This window comes from Kiritimatiellales bacterium, assembly GCA_041656295.1.
Lineage (GTDB): Bacteria > Verrucomicrobiota > Kiritimatiellia > Kiritimatiellales > Tichowtungiaceae > Tichowtungia.
Map to the genome: position 1 here is coordinate 198,525 of JBBADV010000002.1, position 21,244 is coordinate 219,768.

General features: G+C 51.2%; 17 protein-coding genes and 1 pseudogene. 13 read left to right on the plus strand and 5 right to left on the minus strand.

Features of this window, described 5'->3' with window-relative positions; translation table 11 throughout:
* Positions 1-83: 83 nt before the first annotated feature.
* Positions 84-554, minus strand: a complete 471-nt coding sequence (locus tag WC959_02090; GenBank protein MFA5687933.1) for a transposase — start codon at positions 552-554, stop codon at positions 84-86.
* 424 nt (positions 555-978) lie between these two features.
* Between WC959_02090 and WC959_02095 the strand changes: the two genes are divergently transcribed.
* The 8 genes and pseudogenes from WC959_02095 (at position 979) to fucU (ending at position 9,952) form a co-directional block, all read left to right on the plus strand.
* The gene (locus WC959_02095) at positions 979-1,146 is read left to right on the plus strand and encodes a hypothetical protein (GenBank protein ID MFA5687934.1); all 168 of its coding nucleotides are present in this window, start codon (positions 979-981) and stop codon (positions 1,144-1,146) included.
* A gap of 250 nt (positions 1,147-1,396) precedes the next feature.
* A complete protein-coding gene (locus tag WC959_02100; protein ID MFA5687935.1) occupies positions 1,397-2,131 on the plus strand; it encodes a PEP-CTERM sorting domain-containing protein in 735 nt (244 codons plus the stop codon).
* Between the two features lie 86 nt (positions 2,132-2,217).
* Positions 2,218-4,470, plus strand: coding sequence for a right-handed parallel beta-helix repeat-containing protein (locus WC959_02105; protein ID MFA5687936.1), 2,253 nt, complete (start codon positions 2,218-2,220; stop codon positions 4,468-4,470).
* Between the two features lie 133 nt (positions 4,471-4,603).
* A complete protein-coding gene (locus WC959_02110; GenBank protein ID MFA5687937.1) occupies positions 4,604-5,272 on the plus strand; it encodes a hypothetical protein in 669 nt (222 codons plus the stop codon).
* A 43-nt stretch (positions 5,273-5,315) separates the two neighbouring features.
* Positions 5,316-5,513, plus strand: a complete 198-nt coding sequence (locus WC959_02115) for a hypothetical protein (protein ID MFA5687938.1) — start codon at positions 5,316-5,318, stop codon at positions 5,511-5,513.
* Between the two features lie 93 nt (positions 5,514-5,606).
* Positions 5,607-8,873 carry a hypothetical protein gene (locus WC959_02120; GenBank protein ID MFA5687939.1) on the plus strand — a complete coding sequence of 1,089 codons (3,267 nt, stop codon included), beginning with the start codon at positions 5,607-5,609 and terminating at the stop codon, positions 8,871-8,873.
* Between the two features lie 151 nt (positions 8,874-9,024).
* Positions 9,025-9,300: pseudogene (locus WC959_02125) on the plus strand (hypothetical protein).
* 220 nt (positions 9,301-9,520) lie between these two features.
* Complete coding sequence (fucU, locus tag WC959_02130) at positions 9,521-9,952, plus strand: L-fucose mutarotase (GenBank protein MFA5687940.1); 432 nt, start codon at positions 9,521-9,523, stop codon at positions 9,950-9,952.
* A gap of 50 nt (positions 9,953-10,002) precedes the next feature.
* On the opposite strand, the gene WC959_02135 is transcribed toward fucU, so the two are convergent.
* The 4 genes from WC959_02135 to WC959_02150 form a co-directional block, all read right to left on the minus strand.
* Complete coding sequence (locus tag WC959_02135) at positions 10,003-11,304, minus strand: glycosyltransferase (GenBank protein MFA5687941.1); 1,302 nt, start codon at positions 11,302-11,304, stop codon at positions 10,003-10,005.
* Complete coding sequence (locus tag WC959_02140; protein ID MFA5687942.1) at positions 11,267-13,435, minus strand: GreA/GreB family elongation factor; 2,169 nt, start codon at positions 13,433-13,435, stop codon at positions 11,267-11,269. The genes WC959_02135 and WC959_02140 overlap by 38 nt, the downstream gene beginning before the upstream one ends.
* A 141-nt stretch (positions 13,436-13,576) precedes the next feature.
* Complete coding sequence (mgtE, locus tag WC959_02145) at positions 13,577-14,605, minus strand: magnesium transporter (GenBank protein MFA5687943.1); 1,029 nt, start codon at positions 14,603-14,605, stop codon at positions 13,577-13,579.
* A 524-nt stretch (positions 14,606-15,129) separates the two neighbouring features.
* Positions 15,130-15,597: a hypothetical protein gene (locus WC959_02150; protein ID MFA5687944.1), complete on the minus strand. Its 468-nt coding sequence runs from the start codon at positions 15,595-15,597 to the stop codon at positions 15,130-15,132.
* A 174-nt stretch (positions 15,598-15,771) separates the two neighbouring features.
* Between WC959_02150 and WC959_02155 the strand changes: the two genes are divergently transcribed.
* The 5 genes from WC959_02155 to rodA are packed head-to-tail and all read left to right on the plus strand — an operon-like array spanning position 15,772 to position 21,229.
* Complete coding sequence (locus WC959_02155; protein MFA5687945.1) at positions 15,772-16,803, plus strand: rod shape-determining protein; 1,032 nt, start codon at positions 15,772-15,774, stop codon at positions 16,801-16,803.
* Positions 16,804-16,858: 55 nt separating this feature from the next.
* Entirely contained in the window at positions 16,859-17,689 is an 831-nt protein-coding gene (gene mreC / locus WC959_02160; GenBank protein MFA5687946.1) for a rod shape-determining protein MreC, read from the plus strand.
* Positions 17,686-18,162: a hypothetical protein gene (locus tag WC959_02165; GenBank protein ID MFA5687947.1), complete on the plus strand. Its 477-nt coding sequence runs from the start codon at positions 17,686-17,688 to the stop codon at positions 18,160-18,162. The genes mreC and WC959_02165 overlap by 4 nt, the downstream gene beginning before the upstream one ends.
* Entirely contained in the window at positions 18,159-20,108 is a 1,950-nt protein-coding gene (gene mrdA / locus WC959_02170; GenBank protein ID MFA5687948.1) for a penicillin-binding protein 2, read from the plus strand. The genes WC959_02165 and mrdA overlap by 4 nt, the downstream gene beginning before the upstream one ends.
* Positions 20,102-21,229: a rod shape-determining protein RodA gene (rodA, locus tag WC959_02175; protein MFA5687949.1), complete on the plus strand. Its 1,128-nt coding sequence runs from the start codon at positions 20,102-20,104 to the stop codon at positions 21,227-21,229. Before mrdA ends, rodA begins: the two co-directional genes overlap by 7 nt.
* Positions 21,230-21,244 lie beyond the last annotated feature (15 nt).

Below are 21,244 nucleotides of genomic sequence, written 5' to 3' on the forward strand. Positions count from 1 at the left end.
GGGTCGCAGGCCTCTGCGACCGCGGACGGCGAGCCGCCGTCCCTCCATTGGGAAAATGAATATCCCTCCGGATGGGAAATCGGTCACCACCGCAAATGATGAATGATTCCATGGAAAGGCCACTCTTCCGGCGTGGAGGTTAATCCGGCGCGCACCGGGTTATATAGAATATAATTCCATTTTTCGGTATAGCTTTCGTCGCGCCGTAATTGAGTGTCCCAGCAATGGCGCTGCCACATGGGTTTCAGTTCCGGACACGCTCGACTGACAAACCGTTTCCAGTATGTTGTCCACGACAAAACATTTTCCGGATTGTGACATCCCGGCGAACAGAACAAATGAATGTGATCCGGCATGATGACATAACGTCCAACATGCCATTGCTCAGCAGAGTTCCAGGCAGATATCAGCGCCTGGTGAACAGGCTCCTGAGCCAGGATTTTCCGGCGGCGGGCGGTACAGACCGTTAAAAACAGAATGACAGGTTTATTGAATTGTTCGATTGGAGGATAATGCACGGGATGGGTTCGATTGGGTAAACGATCAGAATTCATACGAGTACGGTAATGGAACCAGCCGATCTTTTAAAGTTTAAGATCGCGAAATTAAATGAATGGTTGGAAATGGAGAGTCGCATTTTTTAGGACATTGAGGCCAATGTCCCTCCACGGGTTGAATTGTTTATGTTTTGGAGGGTCGCAGGCCCCTGCGACCACGGACGGCGAACCGCCGTCCCTCCATTGGGAAAATGAATGTCCCTCCATTTTTTAGGACGCAGAGCCTGCGTCCCTCCAAACTTCAAACCCCCAAACTCCCAACTTCAATCGCAACCTTCGAAGTCAACCGCTAAACCAAAAAAGGAATTCCGGTATTTCCGTCGCGTACTATAATCAGCCGCACTCACAGGAGAGGTGTGTTTAATCAAATTGTGATTACACCGTATCTAAGAAAAAAACAGGAGGTTGTTATGAATAAACAATGGGTGGTTGGATTCTTGATACTGAAAATTCATACAATAAATCAAATGCAATTAAAGGAATGATCCTTTTCACACAGGGAATTTCCGGCAATGGAATTGTTCTGTTCAACAACGCCTGTTTTGGAACGACATTGAACGATGTACTTCTTCCAAAAATAGAGAAATGACCAGAGTGCAACGCTAAAGCAAAAAAGAAATATCAAAAAAAATTATTGAGGATATATTTTTTACAGTCTGAGGCGGGCTGTAAATGACCCGAAACGAAAAACAAGAGGAGAGAGCGATGAAGGAAGTATGTATAGCATCTGATCGTGACTGATACAGCTTAGCTATCGTTAATGATCGAACGCGTGTTGGAATGGAATGGTCTGTTCCAGTGAATAGAGGCAGGTATGGTTAACAAAGGAGAAAGGTACGATGAAATCAATAGTAAAAATTATGGCGGGGTTGGTGTTGGTAAGTGTTGCCGGTGTTCGCGGAAGTATAATTTCCGAGAATTTTGACAGTTATGTGCCGGGCGATCTTGCCGCTCAAGGCGGGTGGTTCACGGCGAATACGATTGCTGATCAGACAATCACGGTTGTTGCCGGCGGGTCCGGGTTTGATGGGGGAGCGGGGCAGTCGCTTCGTATGTATGATAATGAAGCCGGTAATAAGCAGCTTATTGCGACTATGAATTTTGATGCAATAGAGAGTGATGTGTCGGTTACGTTTGATTACAAGCATGTGAATGGCGCACAAAGACCAATAGTCAGCTTGAGGTCGGGCAACACCATAGCACTAACGTTAAGTATGAATTCATCAGGATCTGTTCAGTATCACACCGGCGCGGCCTGGCACAATGCCGGTGCTACTGTTACGCTTAGCAATGATACATGGTATCGCGTGACGCTGACGACTGATCTTGCGTCCAGCACATACGATATTTCTATTACTGATGTTTTCGGCGGTACGGTATTGGCATTTTCTGATGCCCCATTTGTAAACACTGTCAGCAATTTGTCCCGTCTTGTATTTTCAACACAAAATGAAGGTATTGGAGCTGATTTTTATATTGATAACGTAACCCTTGTTCCGGAGCCCGCCACGCTGGGTTTGTTCATGATATCCGGCTTTTGCATAATGATGTGCAGAAGGAGTCTACAGTTCTGATTTCATTATCGAAATCGGTCGCAGAATACCCCGTGGCTTGCCACGGGGAGGTTCGTTTTTGAAAATTTGTGTAAAAAAGGTGTGATATGTTAAAAAACATAAAACAAGCGCCGAAATACGGTTTTAGGACAGTTTCTTATAGGCGGCGCATGCATGTTTGCCTGTCAATATTGACGATGGGCTTCATTGGATGCGGTGCTGAAGCCGTCGGGGCGGGACAAGGCGCCGCAGCAACACCTTTGGGAGCGATCATATCGGTCAGGGGCTCCGAACCGGCGCCGACCCGCTTATCGCCAGCCAATCTTAAAATGATGCCGGAATCTTCTACTGTGACATTTGATTTGCCGAGCCTGCCTGAGTCAAGGAATGTTTGGGTGCGTCCTGTCGCGGAAACGGCAGGCTCTGCCGGATCAATCGTGCGAAGCGCTTGTTCCGAAATGAACGGGTTCGCATCATATGTTCTGAGCTTCGAAGGTATGCCGGATGGGTTTTACGCGTTAGAGGCTGGCAGTATAGACGCTGTAGATGTGCTGGGTACATTCCAGGTGCGGCATCGCGGAGCGGGCTTCACTTTCATTCCATCGGCATCAGTTTGTACAAATTATGCCTACCCTCCCGAAATCGCGTCTTGGAGCAGTGAAGATAAAGCACTGCAACGAACAGACGGGGCACAGTTGGTGCAACGTGTGTTAAGTGAGATTTCTTCCGGTGCAAATGAAATTATTATTTCTGCCGGAAATTATCGTGTGGGTGACTCGAAACAAGCGGTTTTTTCGCTGACTAATGTTCACAACCTCACGATTGACGGTGGCGGGGCTGTTTTTTGGCTGACGGATATGGCAAGCCGACTATTTGATCTAAACGGGTGTTCGAATGTCTTGCTTAAGAATTTCACGGTTGATTACGATCCGTTGCCTTATGTTCAAGGCACCGTCTCTCGTGTTGTAACCACGGCTCCGGCCTGTCTCGAGTTTGTGCTGGACCCCGGGTTTGAGGGGGCAATGCAGAAATACCAAAGTTTTTCGCCGAAAAAAACAGGACAAATTCATATTTTTACGGCGGACGACAGCGCGGGGCTGCCCTTAGCTCCGCTCTGGATTGCCGGACATGACAAGTCCTTACCAATTGAATACGATGCGACTACACGTAAAGCCCGTGTGCAATTGGCCGTTCGTGAAGAATCCCGTGCACAACCGGGTTGGGGTATTGCAGCGGGCGATTTGGTCGCTCTGACGCCTCGTTACTACGGGAAATCGCCTTTGTATATGACCGCGTGCAGCGATGTTAAATTGTTAAATGTTCATTTATTCGGAGGGGGGCGATTCGGTGTTGAAAGCATAGTTTCGAGGGGTCTTGAGTTAGACGGCTGCCGGCTCGTGCGCAGGCCGAATACCCGCCGTCTGGTTTCGAGTAATATGGATGGATTTCATCTTCGGAACAATGTCGTAGGCCCCCGTTTGTTTCAGTGCGTAGTCGAAGCCTCAATGGATGATGCGATTGCTATGCCCGGAATGAATGCGTTTGTTTTACGACAGAAATCTCCACAGGAACTCATTGTGGCAACCAGATCGAAGGATGTGGACATCAATGCGGAGGTCGGGTCGCGGTATGAATTCTTTACCGGCACTGAATTTGTAAAAGAAGGGGAAGCGATTGTGACTGCAATCGAAGAGGCTCCGGGGGAAAAATCCGCTCTCCCCCCGGGACTGCCGTTTTCCTGGATAGCAGAGCTGATGGACGCGTTGCGTCCGTACTGTATCACACTGGACCGTCCGGTGGAGGTCGCAGCCAACTCCTATGCCATATCGGATTTATGGCAGGCTTCGGGATTTGAAATCACGGACTGTTACATTCGAAACAACTGGGCATTGGGAATTCGTGCCACCGGTGTTGGAGGAAGAATAAGCGATTGCATTTTTGATTATACGCAGGGAATCGGAATGCGCTTGGATAATCGATGGTTGATTGGTTCGGTGATTAGCAATCTGTCAATTTCCGGCAATGTTTTTTATAAAGTGAGACCGGATTCGCCATCCAATATACCAATATGCGTCACTCTTAATCCCCGGGACGGTGTGAGTGTGCCGGTTTTCGATTGTGTCAATATTATGAACAACCAGATCATTGATGCCCCGTATGCCGGTATTTTTGTCAGCGATACAACGCATTTAAATATTACTGGTAATCAATTTATGAAAACAACTCTGAAGAACAATGATCCGTTTCCGGAAATGAATACGGTCATTGTGTTAAGCAACTGTCCTGAGGCAGTACTTGACGCGAATAACTTTGTCGACGCTAGTTCGTTTTCGACGAACAATGTGTCGATAGAAGAGTGATGTTTTTTCTGGTAAGAACAGTTTTAAACTTCTTCCTGAACGTCATCATGATCTTTGGGTTCATCACAGAGCAGCGTCTCAGAGTTGTCTTTGAGTTGAGAGGTTAGGCGGGTTAACAAAGGAGAAAGGTACGATGAAATCACTAGTAAAAATTATGGCGGGGCTGGTGTTGGTAAGTGTTGCCGGTGTTCGCGGAAGTATAATTTCCGAGAATTTTGACAGTTATGCGGCGGGCGATCTTGCCAATCAAGGCAGGTGGTTCGTGGCGAATGTGAATGATCATCAGACAATCACGGTTGTTTCCGGCGGGTCCGGATTTGACGGGGGAGCGGGACAGTCGCTTCGCATGTATGATAATGGAGACGGTAAGCAGCCTATTGCGTCTATGAATTTTAATGCAAAGGGGAATGTGTCGGTTACGTTTGATTACAAGTGTGTGAATGGCGCACACAAACCGGTAGTCAGTTTGAGGTCGGGCAGCACCGTAGCACTAACGTTAAGTATGAATACGTCAGGATATGTTCAGTATTTCTCCGCCGGGGCCTGGCACACTACCGGTGTTGCGCTTAGCAATGATGCATGGTATCGCGTGACGCTGACGACTGATCTTGCGTCCAGCACTTATGCTATTTCTATTACTGATGTTTCCGGCGGTACGGTATTGACATTTTCTGATGCCAAATTTGTAACCGCTGTAAGCAATTTGTCTCGTCTTGTATTTTCAATGAATAATGAAGGTGTTGGAACTGATTTTTATATTGATAACGTAACGTTAGTGCAGTTCAGGAGCCCGTCACGTTAGATTTATTTACGATATCCGGCTTTTGCATAATGATGCGCAGGAATTGAACAACGTTCGCGATGAACGCGCACCGGAAATTGCGGAATTTATTGAAATACATGCTGCGCCGTTTTTTGCAGCAACGACTGAGCGGGTTCCCTCATTGTGGAAAACATCACAGCCGTATTCGATGCGGGACGGGCGCAATCTGTATTTTGAAATTCCGGGAGAAAATAAAATAAACCGGCATAAGCGCGGATAAAAATGGCAGGGCGTGCAGTCCTTTGTGCGCCGCACAGACGTAAAGAAATTTTTTAAAAAAAGAGTGAAAATTATGTTTAGCGGGGGAAAGAAAATGGTTTCAATCATTTTTACGGCGATGTTTTCGGTGCTGTCATTTGCGGCGGACGGCGCGGATGCAATACAGATTAAAAGCTGGGCGGCTTCCGGCCCGGCAACATTTGATTCAACTGTCGTACGCAGTGAATTCGGCAACCCGTCGTTGCGGATTGAACGGATCGGCGGCGCGGGAACACCGGAGTTTTTATCAGATAAAATTCCGCTGCCGGACGGCGAAGATCAATGGATTGTTTCCGGCTGGATGAAATTAAAAGATTTATATTTTGAAGATCCGAGTTTTCGATCCACTGTAACCTGTCAGTGGTTTGATAAAAATGGAAATCCTGTGCAGGGCGACGGTGCGGTGTTTAACAGTTATGATATCCAGCAGCAGGAGCGCTTTTCGCTGAGCTCAGGAACTCTTTTAGCGTTCGACTGGATTTATATTCAGAAGCTCATCCGGCGCCCTTCCAGCGCAATGCAGATTCAGTTTAAATTCGGATTTGCCCAAGGTGATGGTACGGCATGGCTGACGGATTTATATATGCGTTCCGCCGCCAATGCGATGGATTCCGGCGGCGCGCTGCTGCCGGCGCCGGCTTTCCGTTTTCGCGACGGAGCGTATGCATTAAAGGATTCAAATAAAGATAATCTGCCGCTCTTTTCTCCCGGTGAGCCGGTGACGTTTTCAATTTTCCCATCCGAAGGAAGCTGGGAAAAACTTATAATAAAACTGACTGACCGGGACGGCGGCATCTTATGGAGCGCCGGGCAGTCTGTCGCCGGCAGTCAAGAGGTTATGATTACGATCCCGGCGGATGTTGTGCGCGATGTGCCGTGTGAACTGCTTGAACTGAATTTGAAACTGACCGGAACCGGAATTCAATCGGAAACTGCGCTGATCGGATTCGGAATTCTGCCGGCGCGCGAGCCGATATCGCGCGAAGCTCAATTGAACTCTCCATTCGGAATGATCGGCAGCAATGCATCGACTACACCGCGCGGAATGGAAATGATGCGCCGTACCGGCATTCAGTGGGTTCGTCAGCGCGGGCAGCGCTGGTATCAGCCGGAGCGGGATGTCCCGCAGGAGATTGCCGACGGGCAGTTTGTTAAAGATTCCAAACGCCTTTATGATAACGGCTTCATGCCGCTGATTCAGATTTTCGGGGTTCCGGCGCCGGACTGGGCGCTGGATCCGGACTGGTTCCATCGCGGCAATAAGCAGCATCTGCTGGTCGAACCGTTTAAAGAATGGATGACGAATGTGGCCGGGTCGATGCCGGAAGAATTTATCTATTTCAAAATGCTGAATGAACGCGACCGTGATCCGCGCCCGGAATATCTGGATAAGTTTGTTGAGTTGATGAGCGCCGGCGCGGCTGCGTTTCGTGCCGTTCGTCCGGATGCAATCATCAGCATGGACGGCGGATTCACGCCGGAGATTGTCACCTATCTGCTTGAACGCGGATTTTATGATCATCTGGATTCCGTCGATTATCATTTATACGGCGATTTTAATCTCGTACTTGATTTGAACGACCGGCTGAAGCTGGTCCGCGACGCCGGGTATCAACCGGCGGTGATCGCCAGCGAGTTGGGCGTGGTTACAGGCTCCGGCGAGCCTACGGTTGATCCGCGTAAAATCGCGCGCGGACTGTTCCGTAATGTTTCAAGCTGGCTCGCCATCGGCGGCACGCAGTTTTATGAATTTCTCTGGGGAACCATCGACGACAGAACAACACAGATGTTTGCGAATCAGTTTCTTGTTTCCGGCGACGGCGATTTCCCGACGGCCAGTCTGTTTGCCTACGCACAGCTCAGCCGCGTGCTCGAAGGCGCGAAACTGCTTAACGGGCCGGTGCTGACGAACGGCCTTCATATCATGTCGTTCATGCGCGGCGATGAGCGGACGGACATGATCTGGGCGGACGGCGAACGCGCGCGCGCCGGCTGGAAGGGCGCCGGTGAGTTAACGGTCATTGAAGCGCTCGGACGAACAACGGTGCTGCATCCGTCAGAGAACGGAGTGATTATTGAAGTTGGCCGCGCGCCGGTGATGGTTATTTCAAAAGCGGAAGTAGAAATTATCAACGCCGGCGAAGTGTTTCCGGCCGCGCCGGCGTTTGCGGTTTCGCAAAACGGCGGATTAATTTCCGCACGCGCCGCAACGGAATGGACGGTTGCGCCGGTGCTGCCGCGCGGATGGACGGCGGAGTCCGCCGGTCGTCAATCGTGGAACGTTTCAATGCCCGCCGGCGTTTTGAATGGCGACTATACATTGCGGTGGCGCCTGTCAGACGCCGCCGGTAAAGACCGCGCCTTCGTGTTTGATGCGCTGACTGTTGTGCCGGAGCTGAGTGTTGAAGTGATTGGAAATGTGAAGAGCGGCGGAAAGGAAGCCGATATCGTTTTACAGAATCGCGGCAGCTCGGCATGGAACGGAAATATTGAAACCGTATCTCCGCCGGAAGGCCGTCTGTTTCCCGAAACAAAACTCTGGAAGAATGTGACTGTGCCGGCGGGCGAAACCGTCCGGCTGACATGGAAAATGAATCAGCCGTTTCCGGCAAATGAATATGATAAAGATCCCGTGTTTACCATCCGGCTGATGTCCGGCGACCGTCCGCCGGTTGAAATAAAATCGCGGACAACCTTCCGCGAGATTCCAAAATTCAGCGGCTTTATTTCGGCGGATGGAAATCTGAATGAATGGACAAACGCCCGGTGGATGGAAATTCCGGCGGAACGGTTTGTCCGGTTGAATCGCGACGGTTCGGAATATATTCCGGCAAATAAAGCACGCGTTGCGCTGGCGCACGGCGAAAAGTGGCTGGCATTGGCGGTTGAAGTGACCGATTCGATCCATTGGAATGAACATCCGCCGGCGACGATGTGGCAGGGCGACGGCATTGAATTTGTGCTTGGCGTTCGCCCCGGTAATAAACAGGAACTGCCGGCGGAATTTTACAAGCTGGGCCTTGCTCTGACTCAAGGCGAAGAGGTTGCATACGGCTATCGTTGGCCGGCAGGACATCGCTGGGCGGAAGGGAATTGGGCCGGACAGAAACGCTGGGCGGTTGTCAGAACAGAAGATAATCGTACAATTTATGAACTTGTATTGTTTTACGATCATCTGCGATTGACGAATAATGACGGAATTTCTTTTGGAATGGCGATTGATGATTCCGATGAAACAAAAGCGCGGCAGGGATATCTGCCGCTGTTCGGCGGCGTTGTCAAAATAGATGTCGAAAAACAGGGATGGTTTACGCTGGAGTGATGAATAACACCGGCGCAGTCAGCGTACTGTACTGCGCCGGGTTAATCGCTTTAATGTTTCACCGGTTGCGGAATGTTTTCTGTACCGGTAATTTCTCCGCTTAAAAAAACGGAGGATTTTATGAAAGAGTTTGTAGTCAGATCCGTTATGTGTTCCGAGCCGGATTTCTCTGATGAAAGGAATCTATCCATTAACATCCGGATATGCCGGCGGCGGCGTTTTTCCGCCGGTGGATGACGACAGTCTGCTCGACCAGTTGAAAGCTGCGGGATATACAACGTATCTTTCCGGCAGGGAACATTATTTCGGCTCCGGTAGAAAACGAGTCGCGACGATCCGTCGCCTGGCGCTGCCGCGCGGTATGATTAATTTTTGCAGCGCTTCACAATATGCATCAGCCGTCGGAAATTCAGGAAGCGCTGTATGATTCACGATCAGAAAACACTGACCGGATCGTGGGTAACCAATCTGTGGCGCATGGAGAACTCGTTGAACGGATCGTGCGTTGGAACATCCATCCCGCTGATTTAATCACACACCGCTTTCCGCTCGAAAAAGCTTCGGAAGCTTACGCATTGATGGCTTCAGGGAAATGCGGTAAAGTCGCGGTATGTTTTGATGAAGAACTTCTTTCGTAAAGGAACAGTATGTTAAAAGGAATTTCGCCGGTGATTGCACCGGAATTATTAAAAGTGCTGGCGGAGATGGGGCATGGAGACGAGATTGTTTTGTCGGACGCACACTTCCCGGGACACACGGTTTGCAAAAAAGTTATTCGCGCTGACGGTATCCGGATTCCGGCGCTGCTTGAAGGCATTATTCCGCTGTTTGAACTCGACAGTTATGACGATCCGCTGATTATGATGGCGCCGGTTTCCGGTGACGAACTGGATCCGGCGGTTGAAGAGAGTTATCTCGCCGCGATTCGCAAGGGCGGTGCAAATCCATCACCAGTCAAACGCATCGGCCGGTTTGAATTTTATGAGCGTGCCCAAAGCGCTTATGCCTGCGTAGTTACCGGCGAACTCGCCAAATACGGCAATCTGATTTTGAAAAAAGGTGTGACGCCGGTGAAATAGTGGAAGCGGCATCCTGCCACTGACCAGAGGCTGGAAGCCTCTTCCACAATTTATACAGCAGAAGGTTCCGGTTCAACATTTCCGGCGGCGAGGCTGTTGCCGTTTTTGTGCACTATAAACCATTGCATCGGAAGTCCGAATACGGCACAGGTGAGTCCTTTGCTGATAAAGAAGAGCAGGACGATACCGATGGTGAAGGATGCAAGGATGAGTCTCCAGAGGCTTCGGATGCTGGCGCCGGCGATAAAGCTGGCGCATAAACTTGAAACGAGCATCCCGCTGGCAAAGAGAAAATTGAGCGCTGTTTGAATACCAATGACCCCGGCAGAAACCGGTGCAGCGATGTCATCGATACCCCATGCGCTGGCGGCGTTGAGCACCCCGAGAATGAGCGTGAGCATAAACAGAATGACCATGGCATAGCCGCCGGCGAAACAGATGGCGGCGGCTTTAGCGCGCGCATGCGTGATACGCGAGAAGAAGAGCGTGCGCCCGTTCTTGATGAAAGCACGCATGACGCCATACGCCCAGCGCATCTGCTGCCGGAAAAGATCACGCGGTGTATAGGGAACTTCACAGGCGATCGGCAGATCGTGCAGATAGGCGATGCGGTTGCCGGCGGCGATAGTGCGCAGGGAATAATCGACATCTTCAGTCAGTGCGCCGGGTGTCCAGCCGCCGTTTTCAATGAGCAAATCTTTGCGGATGAGTTCGCCGGAACCGCAAAAAACGCCGGTATTTGCGAAGTGTTTGAGCCAGGGCAGGATGACGATGTGAATGATGTTGATAATTCCGGCGCCGAGCAGTGTGGTGAAATTCTGGTGCGTGTTTGAAATGCGCCACGAAGCCTGTACGCCGGCGAGTTCAGGATGTTCGATCACAGGCTGAACGATGCGCCGGAGAAAATCTTTTTCCGGCAGAAAATCGGAGTCGAAGATCAGGATATAATCGCCGGTGGTTTCAGCAAGCATATGGTTCAGGTTGCCGGGCTTGAACCCGGTATTACTGCCGCGCCGGCAGACTTTAACGCGCGGATGTCTAGCGGCAAAGATGTCAATCTGTTTGGAAATTCCGGAATTACTGCTGTCATCGCCGATCAGGATCTGAAGGCGGTCACCCGGATAGTCAAATTCCAGACAGCGCCTTGCACAGTTGAGCGCGGCGAGTTCATTATACGTCGGAATTTGAACGGTGACACGCGGCAGGTTTTTTCCTCCGGCAGTCGCCGGCGTTTTTTTACGGCGCCGGATGAGCACAACAACGGTTAAAAGAAAATATGCCGCCGACACTGTAAATGTCGCCTGCATAGCGATATTAAATCCTGTCTGAATCCACTCGTGAAGCGTTTCCATATCCTGTTCCGTTAATCCACTCCTTAATATGCTCCGGCAGCGGTGTAACCGCAATAATTTCTGCTTCAACGGTTTCTTTTTCTGCGGACGGAACCGTGACGCAACTGCCGGGCTTTTTTCCGATGAGCGCCTGCGCCATTCCCGTTTGACAGGAGATGATACCGAGCGGTTCATTTTGATCCCACTCGCCGAGGATAAACCATGTTTCGCGCCGGCCGCCGGCATACGCCAGTTCAACGCCGGTGGCAATTCCGGCAGCATCTGCAGGGAAACCGGCGAAGTCTGTCGGCCTTACTTCATCGAGCGCGTTCTGAAGTTCCTCTGCCTGCAGTCCGAGCAGCCGCTGCTTTTCTTTGGCGTATTTATATTCCGCGTTTTCACGCAGATCGCCGTAACTGCGCGCGAGTTCGATTTCGCGCGAGTTTTCGAGAATTTCTTTTTTCAGGATGACCTCAAAGTGGTGTTTGCGCTGGTTATAGGTACGATACGATGTGATTCGTTTTTTCTTTTCTTTCGGCGCGGTGCCGGAGTTTTTCTTGAGAACCACCTCATGCAGATCGGGGCTGAGTTTAATCATTTTGGCCTGCAGACTCTGCCGGTCAAGTTTACTCCACACCGGTGATTCACTGATGCGGCGCATAAAATCCCGGCGCTGTGAATCGTTCATCTCCGCCAGAACTGTTTTTAATACTGCCGTATTCTCAATCTGCTCGCGCAACTGATTCTGTGCACGGAGCGCCGCGCCGCTGTGTTCCTGTTCAATCAGCTCAACTGTCTGGAGTGCCAGATCAGCGCGGTCTGTCAGATTCCATCCGGCGGTGCGATCTTCATTGCGCAGAATCCAGAGCAGCAGCGCCGGAGTGCACTCGCGCTTGCGAACCGTATCGCGAATCCGCCCGCTTAATTCCTCGCCGGCGCCGCTGCGAATCAGCACTTCCATTGTTTCATTGAGTGCGGCGAACCCCAATTCCGGCAAGCGGCGCAGCAGAACACCTTTGGCTGCTTCGGTTGCAGTGAACAGCAAATTAATGAACGCATGCACAAAACGCGCCGGCAGCTCTTCGAGCAGTACCGGCAGCTCTTCGCATTCCGCCAGTTTTTTCAACTCAGCCAAATGATCAACGCCGGCGGGTTCGATATGAAACTGTCCGGAATAGACCAGTGCCCGCGCAATCCAGCCCGGCTGATTCAGTGTGCCGCCCTTTATTGCAAAGCCAAGCCGGTCGGCAATTGCGTCCTGCATAAACGGTTCGAATGCCGGGAACTGTTGATTCTGAATTTCGTCGAATTTGCTGAAGAGTGACGGAACATCGCGTTCATTTTTAAATTTATCAAACCATGCCTCGTTATACGACTTTGCTTTGCGGCGCAAACGCAGCGGATCGGTGCGCTTCGCCGGGATTTCAACCAGCGGATCATTTTTTAAATCCCTGCGTGCTGTATCCCAGAATTTTTTCCACTCCGCTTCCGTAGCGAGGATATCCGGCACAAAATGGTCCTGAATTCCCGTAATCGGCTGAGGGCCGTAGCTGCGCAGGGTGATGCGAATCACCTCCGCCGGGTTTTCTTTCAGCAGACGAAGAAATTCGTCAGGGCGGTTGTGCCGGATGGCCAGCAGATGATCTTCTGTGAGCACATCAAGCGCTGCGGCGGCATAAGAGAACGCAAGCTCGTGTTCGCCTTTCTTTTCAAATGTAACCTCGAGTTTCTGATAAAACGGATCGACACGGCTGACAACGCCGAAACCCCACGTCTTGGAATAGCAGAGCTTGCCTTTTTTCAGCGTGCGCAGATGTTTCAGGCGCGAAAAAGCCTCTTCAGTAGAAGAGGCTTTGGCGAATGCCGGTTCAATGAATTTCTGCTCTTTACGGTTGGCATTAAACATATCCAGCAGCGCTTTTTGAGCTGCAGCAATTGACGTTTCCTGCCGCAGCGCCGCCCATTCATAAACGACGATGGCTTCATCGAAAAGTTTACGGTACATCAATGCATCTTTCGCCACGTCCGCCCACTCGAGTGCACGGACTTCTTTACCGTCAGCGGCCAGCGCATCAAACTCCTCCACCAGTTCTTCCGCCGGAACGGGATCAGCTTCAAGCAGAGTCAGCAGCTCTTCTTCGGTCAACGCCATCGGGATCCTCCTCAGGGGGTTAAAATATCAAAAAAACCGATACCATACGGCGTCCCGGCGTGCCTTGCAAAGAGAAAGCGGAAGGAATTAAAGCCTAAAGTCTGAAAAATCCTGTAACCGCCGGTCGCCGAATTCGCCAGATTATAATCCCATCACGATTTTCACGGTGAAGAAAAATATAGCCAGACCGGTGATGTCGACAATAGTTGTGAGCGCCGGACTGGCGATCACTGCCGGATCATATTTTAATTTTGCGGCGCCGAGCGGCAGCAGTGCGCCGATCAGTGTTGATGTGATTACCTGCAGTCCCAGGGCAAGCGAAATGGCGAATCCCATTCGCACCAGCGAAAAATTCCCCGGCACATTTGCATTGCCGGAATAAAGAGCAACGCGTACCGCCGTTAGAATACTGAGCAGCAGCGCCAGCAAAATGGATACTTTGAATTCCTTATAGAGAATTTTGACTGAATCGCGCGCGGTGATCTCACGCAGAGCCAGCGCACGGATAACCAGTGTGGCCGCCTGACTGCCGGTATTGCCGCCGGTGTCGGCGAGCATCGGCATGAATGCGGCAAGAATTGTGAACTGCATCAGCAGTCCTTCAAAGTGCTGGACAATGAACCCTGAAATCAGCCCGAGCACGGCGAGCAGAACCAGCCAGCCGGCGCGGTTTTTAAAGTGCTGCCGCGACGATGTTTTTAAATAGGCAGCCGTTTCATGACTGCCGGTAATGGCCATAAATTTTTCAATGTCTTCGGTCTGCTCTTCAACGATAATGTCGATCGCGTCATCATACGTAATAATTCCGGCAAGCGCATTGCTGCTGTCGACAACGGGCAGCGCGATGAGATCATATTTTTGAATCGTGCGCGCGGCGTCTTCCTGATCGTCATCAACGCGGCAGAAAATAAAATCCTGATGCATAATCTGGTCTACGCGCCGCTGTTCCGGTGCGAGGATCAGATCTTTCAGTGAAACGAATCCGAGCAGCTGCCGGTTTTGATCAACAACATATGAATAATAAATCGTCTCTTTATCCGGCGCAACTTCGCGCAGATGTCCCATGGCCTGAACGGCGGTGTATTCCGGCAGCAGTGTTGCATAACTGGACGTCATCGCAGCGCCGGCGGTTCCGGCCGCATAGACAGAGATAGGATCTTCTTTTTTCATGGCTCACCTCTATTTTCTTGCGCACGTCCGCAACGCAAACAGAGGTGAACCGCCGGCCGATCACTTTGCCGGCTTGCAGGTTATAACACCGTTTGCGCGATCGACGCGCAGCAAAAGATTCTGGATTACTTCGGATTGATGAAGAATGCGCTGACAACTACTGTCGTCTGGGTCATTCATTCGGTCCTCCTTTTGGTTGGTGTTATTGAATCTTTCGATTCCGTTCCATTCCATTGAACTGTATCTTACGATGCGGAAGCAATCCTTTTATTAGAGAAACCGGCGTAAATTCTGTGGGCGGATTGTAAAAGCGGCATCCGGTTAGATTCGGAAACGCTCAATACGGAATAAACCCTTTGTCATTCACCAGAAACAGCACATTTTTGATCCGCCGCATTGGCAGAGCAAACAGGATTCCTGCACCGAGAATTCTCGGTCTCATGCTGTCCGGCGCCGGTGGATAATCATTTTATGCACGGAATATGGCTGCCGGCGAGATACGGACCGTTTTGCGGTGAGGCTGTTTAACTGATTTGATTCATTATGTTTTCGGCGGCGCACAGTTGATTTTCAAGCACGGTGAGATCCAGTCTGGCGAGTTCTGCTGCGGAAAGATCGGCGATCTGCAGATCGCCGGAAATATTTCCGGCGGCGAGAAGCAGTTCACCGGCAATGCGAAGCAGATTGCCGGTTTCTGCATCAATTCCGGCAAGCAGTTCAGCGCAGAAAAATTCATAGCAGACCGGCGGGCGTCCGGCGGTAAGTGCGCAACCGGTTTCAGTTAAAAAGCCGTAGGCGTCGCTCTCAAGTTCATCGCGCCGGTGAAGCATTTTCAGAAACGGACTGTCGAGCGCCTCTTCGCAAAGATCGGCGCGACAACAGCAAGTGCTGCACAGCGTGCAGCTGCCGGCACAAATTGAATGAATGAAATTTTGAACGCGCTGTTCCAGCGCGGCGTAGGATTCGGCGAAATGTTGTAAACGTAGATTCATATATACGTTGAAAGTCTGAAAGCTCCATGCCTAAAAGTCGAATCGATTGTGCCGGTTGAGCAGGATTATGTATCCTTTGCCTGTTTATTTCTCTTGACCGGTTTTGCTTAAATCGGCAAATATGAGCCGCTTAGATTTTAAAAGAGCTGTTTTTGACGAACGGGTATGTTTAACATGTTTAACCATCTGATGGGGCTTTTCTCCAGCGATATCGGGATCGACCTTGGTACCGCTAACACTCTGGTTTATGTACGCGACCGCGGGATCGTCTTGCGCGAGCCGTCGGTTGTCGCGGTACAGGTTGGCACGAACCGGGTGCTGAAAGTGGGAGATGACGCCAAACGGATGCTGGGCAGAACGCCTGGAAATATTGTGGCTGTCCGTCCGATGAAAGGCGGTGTGATCGCTGATTTTGATTTTACCGAGGCCATGCTCCGGTATTTTATTCAGAAAGTTCATAACCGTCGCCGCATGGTTCGCCCCAGGGTTGTTGTGGCAGTTCCAAGCGGAATTACTGAGGTGGAGAAGCGCGCAGTAAAAGACTCGGCACTGCATGCGGGCGCGCGCGATGTATTTTTAATTGAGGAACCGATGGCAGCTGCGATCGGCGTGGGGCTGCCGGTACAGGAACCGGCGGGCAATATGATTGTGGATATCGGCGGCGGCACAACCGAAGTCGCACTGATTTCCCTCGCCGGTATTGTTTTCAGTCGCAGCGTGCGAGTCGGCGGGGACGATATGGATGAGGCCCTCATCCAGTATTTGAAACGGGAATATAATCTATTGATCGGCGAACGAACCGCAGAAGATATTAAAATTACGATCGGTTCCGCCATGCGCATTAACGACGAAACGACCATGGAAGTCAAAGGCCGCGACCAGGTCGCCGGTCTGCCGAAAACGCTCACGATCAGCTCTGAAGAAATTCGCGCCGCGTTAAAAGATCCGGTTTCCGGCATTGTGGATGCGATCCGCGTAACGCTCGACCGCTGTCCGCCGGAGTTATCGGCCGACCTCGTCGACCGCGGAATGGTTCTGGCCGGCGGCGGCGCGATGCTGCGCGGACTTGACAGACTGATTGCTGAAAATACCGGACTGCCGGTGCACATCGCCGAAGATCCGCTCAGCGCAGTTGCCGAAGGTACCGGGGTCGTTCTGCATGAAATCGATCTGATGCGTAAACTCGCCGCAAACGGCGAGCAATAGAAGTTATTTTCTCATTCAATATCGTCCCGCCGGAATTTTAAACGCCGGACGGCAGATGATTGGTAGACGAAAAATTTTAAAATGGATTGCGGCAGCACTTGCACTGCTGCTCCTTTTCAATCTGCCTGCAACGTGCAGTTCGCGCATCAAGTCGGTCTTTAATAACTCCGCCGCACCGGTGCAAATGCTGCTGCTCAGTTTCGGCATGAGCCTCAAAGAGGGCTGGGATGCAGTACGCGGTTTCGACGGACTCATCGAAAGAAATCAGCGCCTCACCGAGGAGGTGATCCGGTTGCAGGCGAAAGCGGTGATGCTGGAAAATCTCGCCGAAGAAAACCGGCGGTTGCACGAACAGCTCGACTTTTCCGATGCCCAGCCGGACAATTTAATTGCGGCACAGGTGATTGCACGCAGCGTCAGCGGCTGGTGGCAGAGCGTGCGGCTGGACAAAGGAACAAAGCACGGCGTCCGCTCCAACTCGCCGGTCATTTCGTCTGACGGACTGGTTGGATGCACTGCCGGTGTTTCAGCGCTTTCATCCGAAGTTATTTTAGTTTCCGATCCGGCGTGTAAAGTTTCAGCGCGAATTTCGCGTACCGGTTCGTTTGGAATTGTCAGCGGACGCGGAACAAACCTGAAAGGCTACCCGGTTGCGCGCATGCAGTTTATTCACAAAGATATTCCGGTGCGTGAAGGCGACGCGGTGGTAACATCCGGACTCGGCGGCATTTTTCCAAAAAACATCCTCATCGGTTATATTGACAAAATATATACCGAAGAAAACGGTCTATATCAGTACGCCGATATTATTCCGAAAGCCGTTGTTTATTTGATGGAAGTGGTTTTTGTTTCGACAAACAATGACATGGCGGAGGATGGCGAATGAAACCGCTGGTTATCACCGTTCTTTTGTTTGCCGCCGGATCGATTCAGGCGCTGATGCCGATTGAATTTCCGGCACTGCTTTGTCTGATGATTTTTATCGCGCTGCATTCACGGTTGAATGTTGCGCTTTACGGAGCCGTCATCGCCGGACTGATTCATGATTCATTCTGTCCGGCGCCGCTTGGAATTTCTATTCCGTTTTTTTTGCTCACGGTGTTTGTTATTAATTACATTCGCCGCGAAATTTTTTCTGATATCGCGTGGACGTATGTAATTCTCGGAGGACTCTTTGCACTGCTGAAAACACTCTACTTCATTCTGATTCTAGCGTTGTTTAATATTCGTCCGGTGCGCACCGCTGAACTGTTTTTGCAGCTCGTTGCCGGTGTTTTAGTGGCACTGTTTCTGGCGCCGGGAATTTTTCTGGCGGCAGCGCCGTTCAGAGATAAATGGTACCGGAGGGCGCTACGATGATGATGCGCGTCCGCCGTCCTGAAAAATTTGAACCGCTGCGTTACTGGCTGCTCGGCGGATTTATGCTGTTCATGCTGGCGTTGCTTGGTTTTTCACTGTGGAAACTGCAGGTAAAAAGCAGCGCAATGTTTGAATCACGAATTGAAATTCAAAGTTTGCGCCGTGTACGGCTGCCGGGAATTCGCGGCAAAATTTATGACCGCAACGGGTTATGTCTCGCCGATAACCGCCCGATATATTCGATTTCGCTTTTCCTTGAAGATATCCGGCGCGCCGGTCCGTGGTCGCGCACGATCGACCGCGCAATGGATGTGATCAATCAGGTTTCTGAACTCACCGGCCTGCCGCCGGAATTAACACGCGACGATGTCTGGAAACATATTCGCCTGCGTCTGCCGCTGCCGCTCGTGCTATGGCGGCAGGCCGGGCCGGAAGCAATGGCAAAACTGGCAGAGCAGGGCGCCCGGATTCCCGGCGTCGATCTTTATATACAGGCAACACGCACTTATCCGTACAGTCCATACACCTCGCATCTCATCGGCTACGTCGGCCGCGCCGATCCGGAAAAGCTGACTGAAGAAGAAGAATATTCATATTATCTGCCGACAATGTTCGGCCGCGCCGGACTTGAAAAGCTGTTCGATCCGTTCATGCAGGGCAAAGCCGGCGGAACGCTGGTTCAGATTGATGTATCCGGTTACCGGCACGGCGAACTCGCGCGCCGCGAATCGAAAGCCGGCGGCGATCTGCGGCTGACGCTTGACATGGAAATTCAACTGCTCGCGCATAAATCGCTCGGAAATTATAACGGGGCGGTGGTGGTAATGGATCCGAACAACGGCGATGTGCTGGCGATGATCAGTGCGCCGGGATACGATGCAAATATGTTTGTTCCGTTTATTACCACAGCAAACTGGAATGTGCTGCGCGACAATGCGAACAAACCGTTGCTCAACCGCGCCGTCGCCGGAACCTATCCGCCGGGCAGTGTTTTCAAACCGCTGGTCGGACTTGCCGCCGCGACAGTGAATCCGGCGGCTGCGCATGAATATCGCGACTCGCCGGGATTCTATATGCTCGGACGGCGGCGGATCCGCGACTGGAATCCGCACGGCCACGGTGAAGTGAATCTGCGCGAAGCTCTGAAACTTTCGGCAAATGTGTACTTTCTGAAAACTGCGCTCGAATACGGCTGGCAGCCGATCATTGAGCAGGCGAAAGCGGTCGGGCTCGGACAGAAAACCGGCGTTGAAGTTGACTTTGAACAAGCCGGGCTTGTGCCGGATACGGAATGGCTGAAACGCACCGGCCGCGGAAATAATTTTACCGACGGTGATGTTTGCAACCTCTCAATCGGACAGGGCTATTTGACGGTAACGCCGGTCCAAATGGCGATGATGACGTCCGCGATTGCCAACGGCGGCTATCTGTATAAACCGCGTGTAGTGCTGTCGTACCGGCTGCCGGGCAGTAATGAATATGTGAACGAACCGGAGCGGCACGGCGGTAAAATGAACTGGCCGGCTGATGCTGTTTCAATTGTTCGGGCCGGCATGCGCGATGTGATTATGGAGCGCAACGGTACCGGACACCGTGCTGCAGTGCCGGGATTTGAATTTGCCGGAAAAACCGGCACGGCGGAATACGGTGCAAACAATCAGTATAAACACACCTGGATGATTGGATTCGCACCGTACCACAACCCGCAATATGCCGTAGCGATGATTATTGAAGATGGCGGCTCCGGAGGCTCCACCGTGGGCCCGCAGTTAAAAATTTTAATGTCCGGTCTGTACGAAAAAATGAAACGGGAAGGGCGGCTTCAAGAACCTCAGAATGATGAACAAGGAATTTCGAATGTAGAAGTGAATGAAGAAACTCCAAACTTCAATATTCATTATTCCTTGTTCGATAGTCAACATTCCAAAGGAGGCTCACCATGTTGAGCTTCCTCCGCCGCATCGACTGGATCAGCGTGGTTATCATTATCGCACTGACGGTGTTTGGATTCTTTTTTATTTACAGTGCCGGATACCGTAATGCCGATCAGGCTGTCAGCGGAATGGTTTCACGTCAAATGATCTGGGCGATCACCGGTTTCGCCGTATACATCGCGGCGGCGGCGTTCGATTACCGTTACCTTGCGCGCGTGCAGTGGTGGATTTACGGCGCAGCGATCATTCTGTTAGTGCTGGTGCTGTTCATCGGCACATCCGTTTATGGCGCGCATCGCTGGTTTAGTATCGGCGGCATCATGGTTCAACCGTCAGAAATCGGAAAGCTCGCCTTGATTTTCACCCTTGCGGGACTGCTGAGCAGTCCGGCGCTGGAGTTGAACAGCCGTAAAATATTCATGTTTTCATTTTTAATTGCCGGAGTTCCGTTTCTATTGATTGTCGCAGAACCGGATCTTGGTACAGCGATCGTTTTAATTCCGGTGACCATCGCGATGCTGTTCTGCGCAGGATGCCCGTTGAAACCGCTTTTAATTCTGATCGGCCTCGGCTTGCTTGGTCTGCTGATGATGGCTCTCTGGCTGAAATATTTTCCCGAGACCTGTCCGTTCCTTGCCGACTATCAGAAAAACCGTATTCTCGTTTTTCTGAATGTGAATGAAGATCCGCTTGGCGCAGGCTGGAATAAACTGCAGTCGCAGATTGCGATCGGTTCCGGCGGTCTGTTTGGCAAAGGTTATTTGAAAGGAACTCAAAACATCCTCGGTTTTCTGCCGAGAACAGTGGCGCCGACCGACTTTATCTTTTCGGTCGTTGCCGAGGAAACCGGCTTTGCCGGAGGCGTAGTGCTGTTAACACTTTACGCCGTATTAATCGTGCGCGCTGTCTTTACCGCTGTATTCGCCCGCGACCGGTTCGGGCGACTGCTTGCGGCGGGGATCGGCACACTTATTTTTGCACATGTTTTTGTAAATATCGCGATGACCGTCGGACTTATGCCGATTACCGGTCTGCCGCTGCCGTTGATGAGTTACGGCGGTTCCTTCATGGTGAGTATCATGGCGGCATTAGGGCTGGTTCAAAGTGTCTGTCTCCGCCGGCGTCGTATTTAATTAGAAAGAGGAGGG

Coding starts and splice junctions, on each gene's coding strand:
- WC959_02090 (MFA5687933.1), bottom strand. CDS start 554: ATGAATTCTGATCGTTTACCCAATCGAACCCATCCCGTGCATTATCCT.
- WC959_02095 (MFA5687934.1), top strand. CDS start 979: ATGGGTGGTTGGATTCTTGATACTGAAAATTCATACAATAAATCAAAT.
- WC959_02100 (MFA5687935.1), top strand. CDS start 1,397: ATGAAATCAATAGTAAAAATTATGGCGGGGTTGGTGTTGGTAAGTGTT.
- WC959_02105 (MFA5687936.1), top strand. CDS start 2,218: ATGTTAAAAAACATAAAACAAGCGCCGAAATACGGTTTTAGGACAGTT.
- WC959_02110 (MFA5687937.1), top strand. CDS start 4,604: ATGAAATCACTAGTAAAAATTATGGCGGGGCTGGTGTTGGTAAGTGTT.
- WC959_02120 (MFA5687939.1), top strand. CDS start 5,607: ATGGTTTCAATCATTTTTACGGCGATGTTTTCGGTGCTGTCATTTGCG.
- fucU (MFA5687940.1), top strand. CDS start 9,521: ATGTTAAAAGGAATTTCGCCGGTGATTGCACCGGAATTATTAAAAGTG.
- WC959_02135 (MFA5687941.1), bottom strand. CDS start 11,304: ATGGAAACGCTTCACGAGTGGATTCAGACAGGATTTAATATCGCTATG.
- WC959_02140 (MFA5687942.1), bottom strand. CDS start 13,435: ATGGCGTTGACCGAAGAAGAGCTGCTGACTCTGCTTGAAGCTGATCCC.
- mgtE (MFA5687943.1), bottom strand. CDS start 14,605: ATGAAAAAAGAAGATCCTATCTCTGTCTATGCGGCCGGAACCGCCGGC.
- WC959_02150 (MFA5687944.1), bottom strand. CDS start 15,597: ATGAATCTACGTTTACAACATTTCGCCGAATCCTACGCCGCGCTGGAA.
- WC959_02155 (MFA5687945.1), top strand. CDS start 15,772: ATGTTTAACCATCTGATGGGGCTTTTCTCCAGCGATATCGGGATCGAC.
- mreC (MFA5687946.1), top strand. CDS start 16,859: ATGATTGGTAGACGAAAAATTTTAAAATGGATTGCGGCAGCACTTGCA.
- WC959_02165 (MFA5687947.1), top strand. CDS start 17,686: ATGAAACCGCTGGTTATCACCGTTCTTTTGTTTGCCGCCGGATCGATT.
- mrdA (MFA5687948.1), top strand. CDS start 18,159: ATGATGATGCGCGTCCGCCGTCCTGAAAAATTTGAACCGCTGCGTTAC.
- rodA (MFA5687949.1), top strand. CDS start 20,102: ATGTTGAGCTTCCTCCGCCGCATCGACTGGATCAGCGTGGTTATCATT.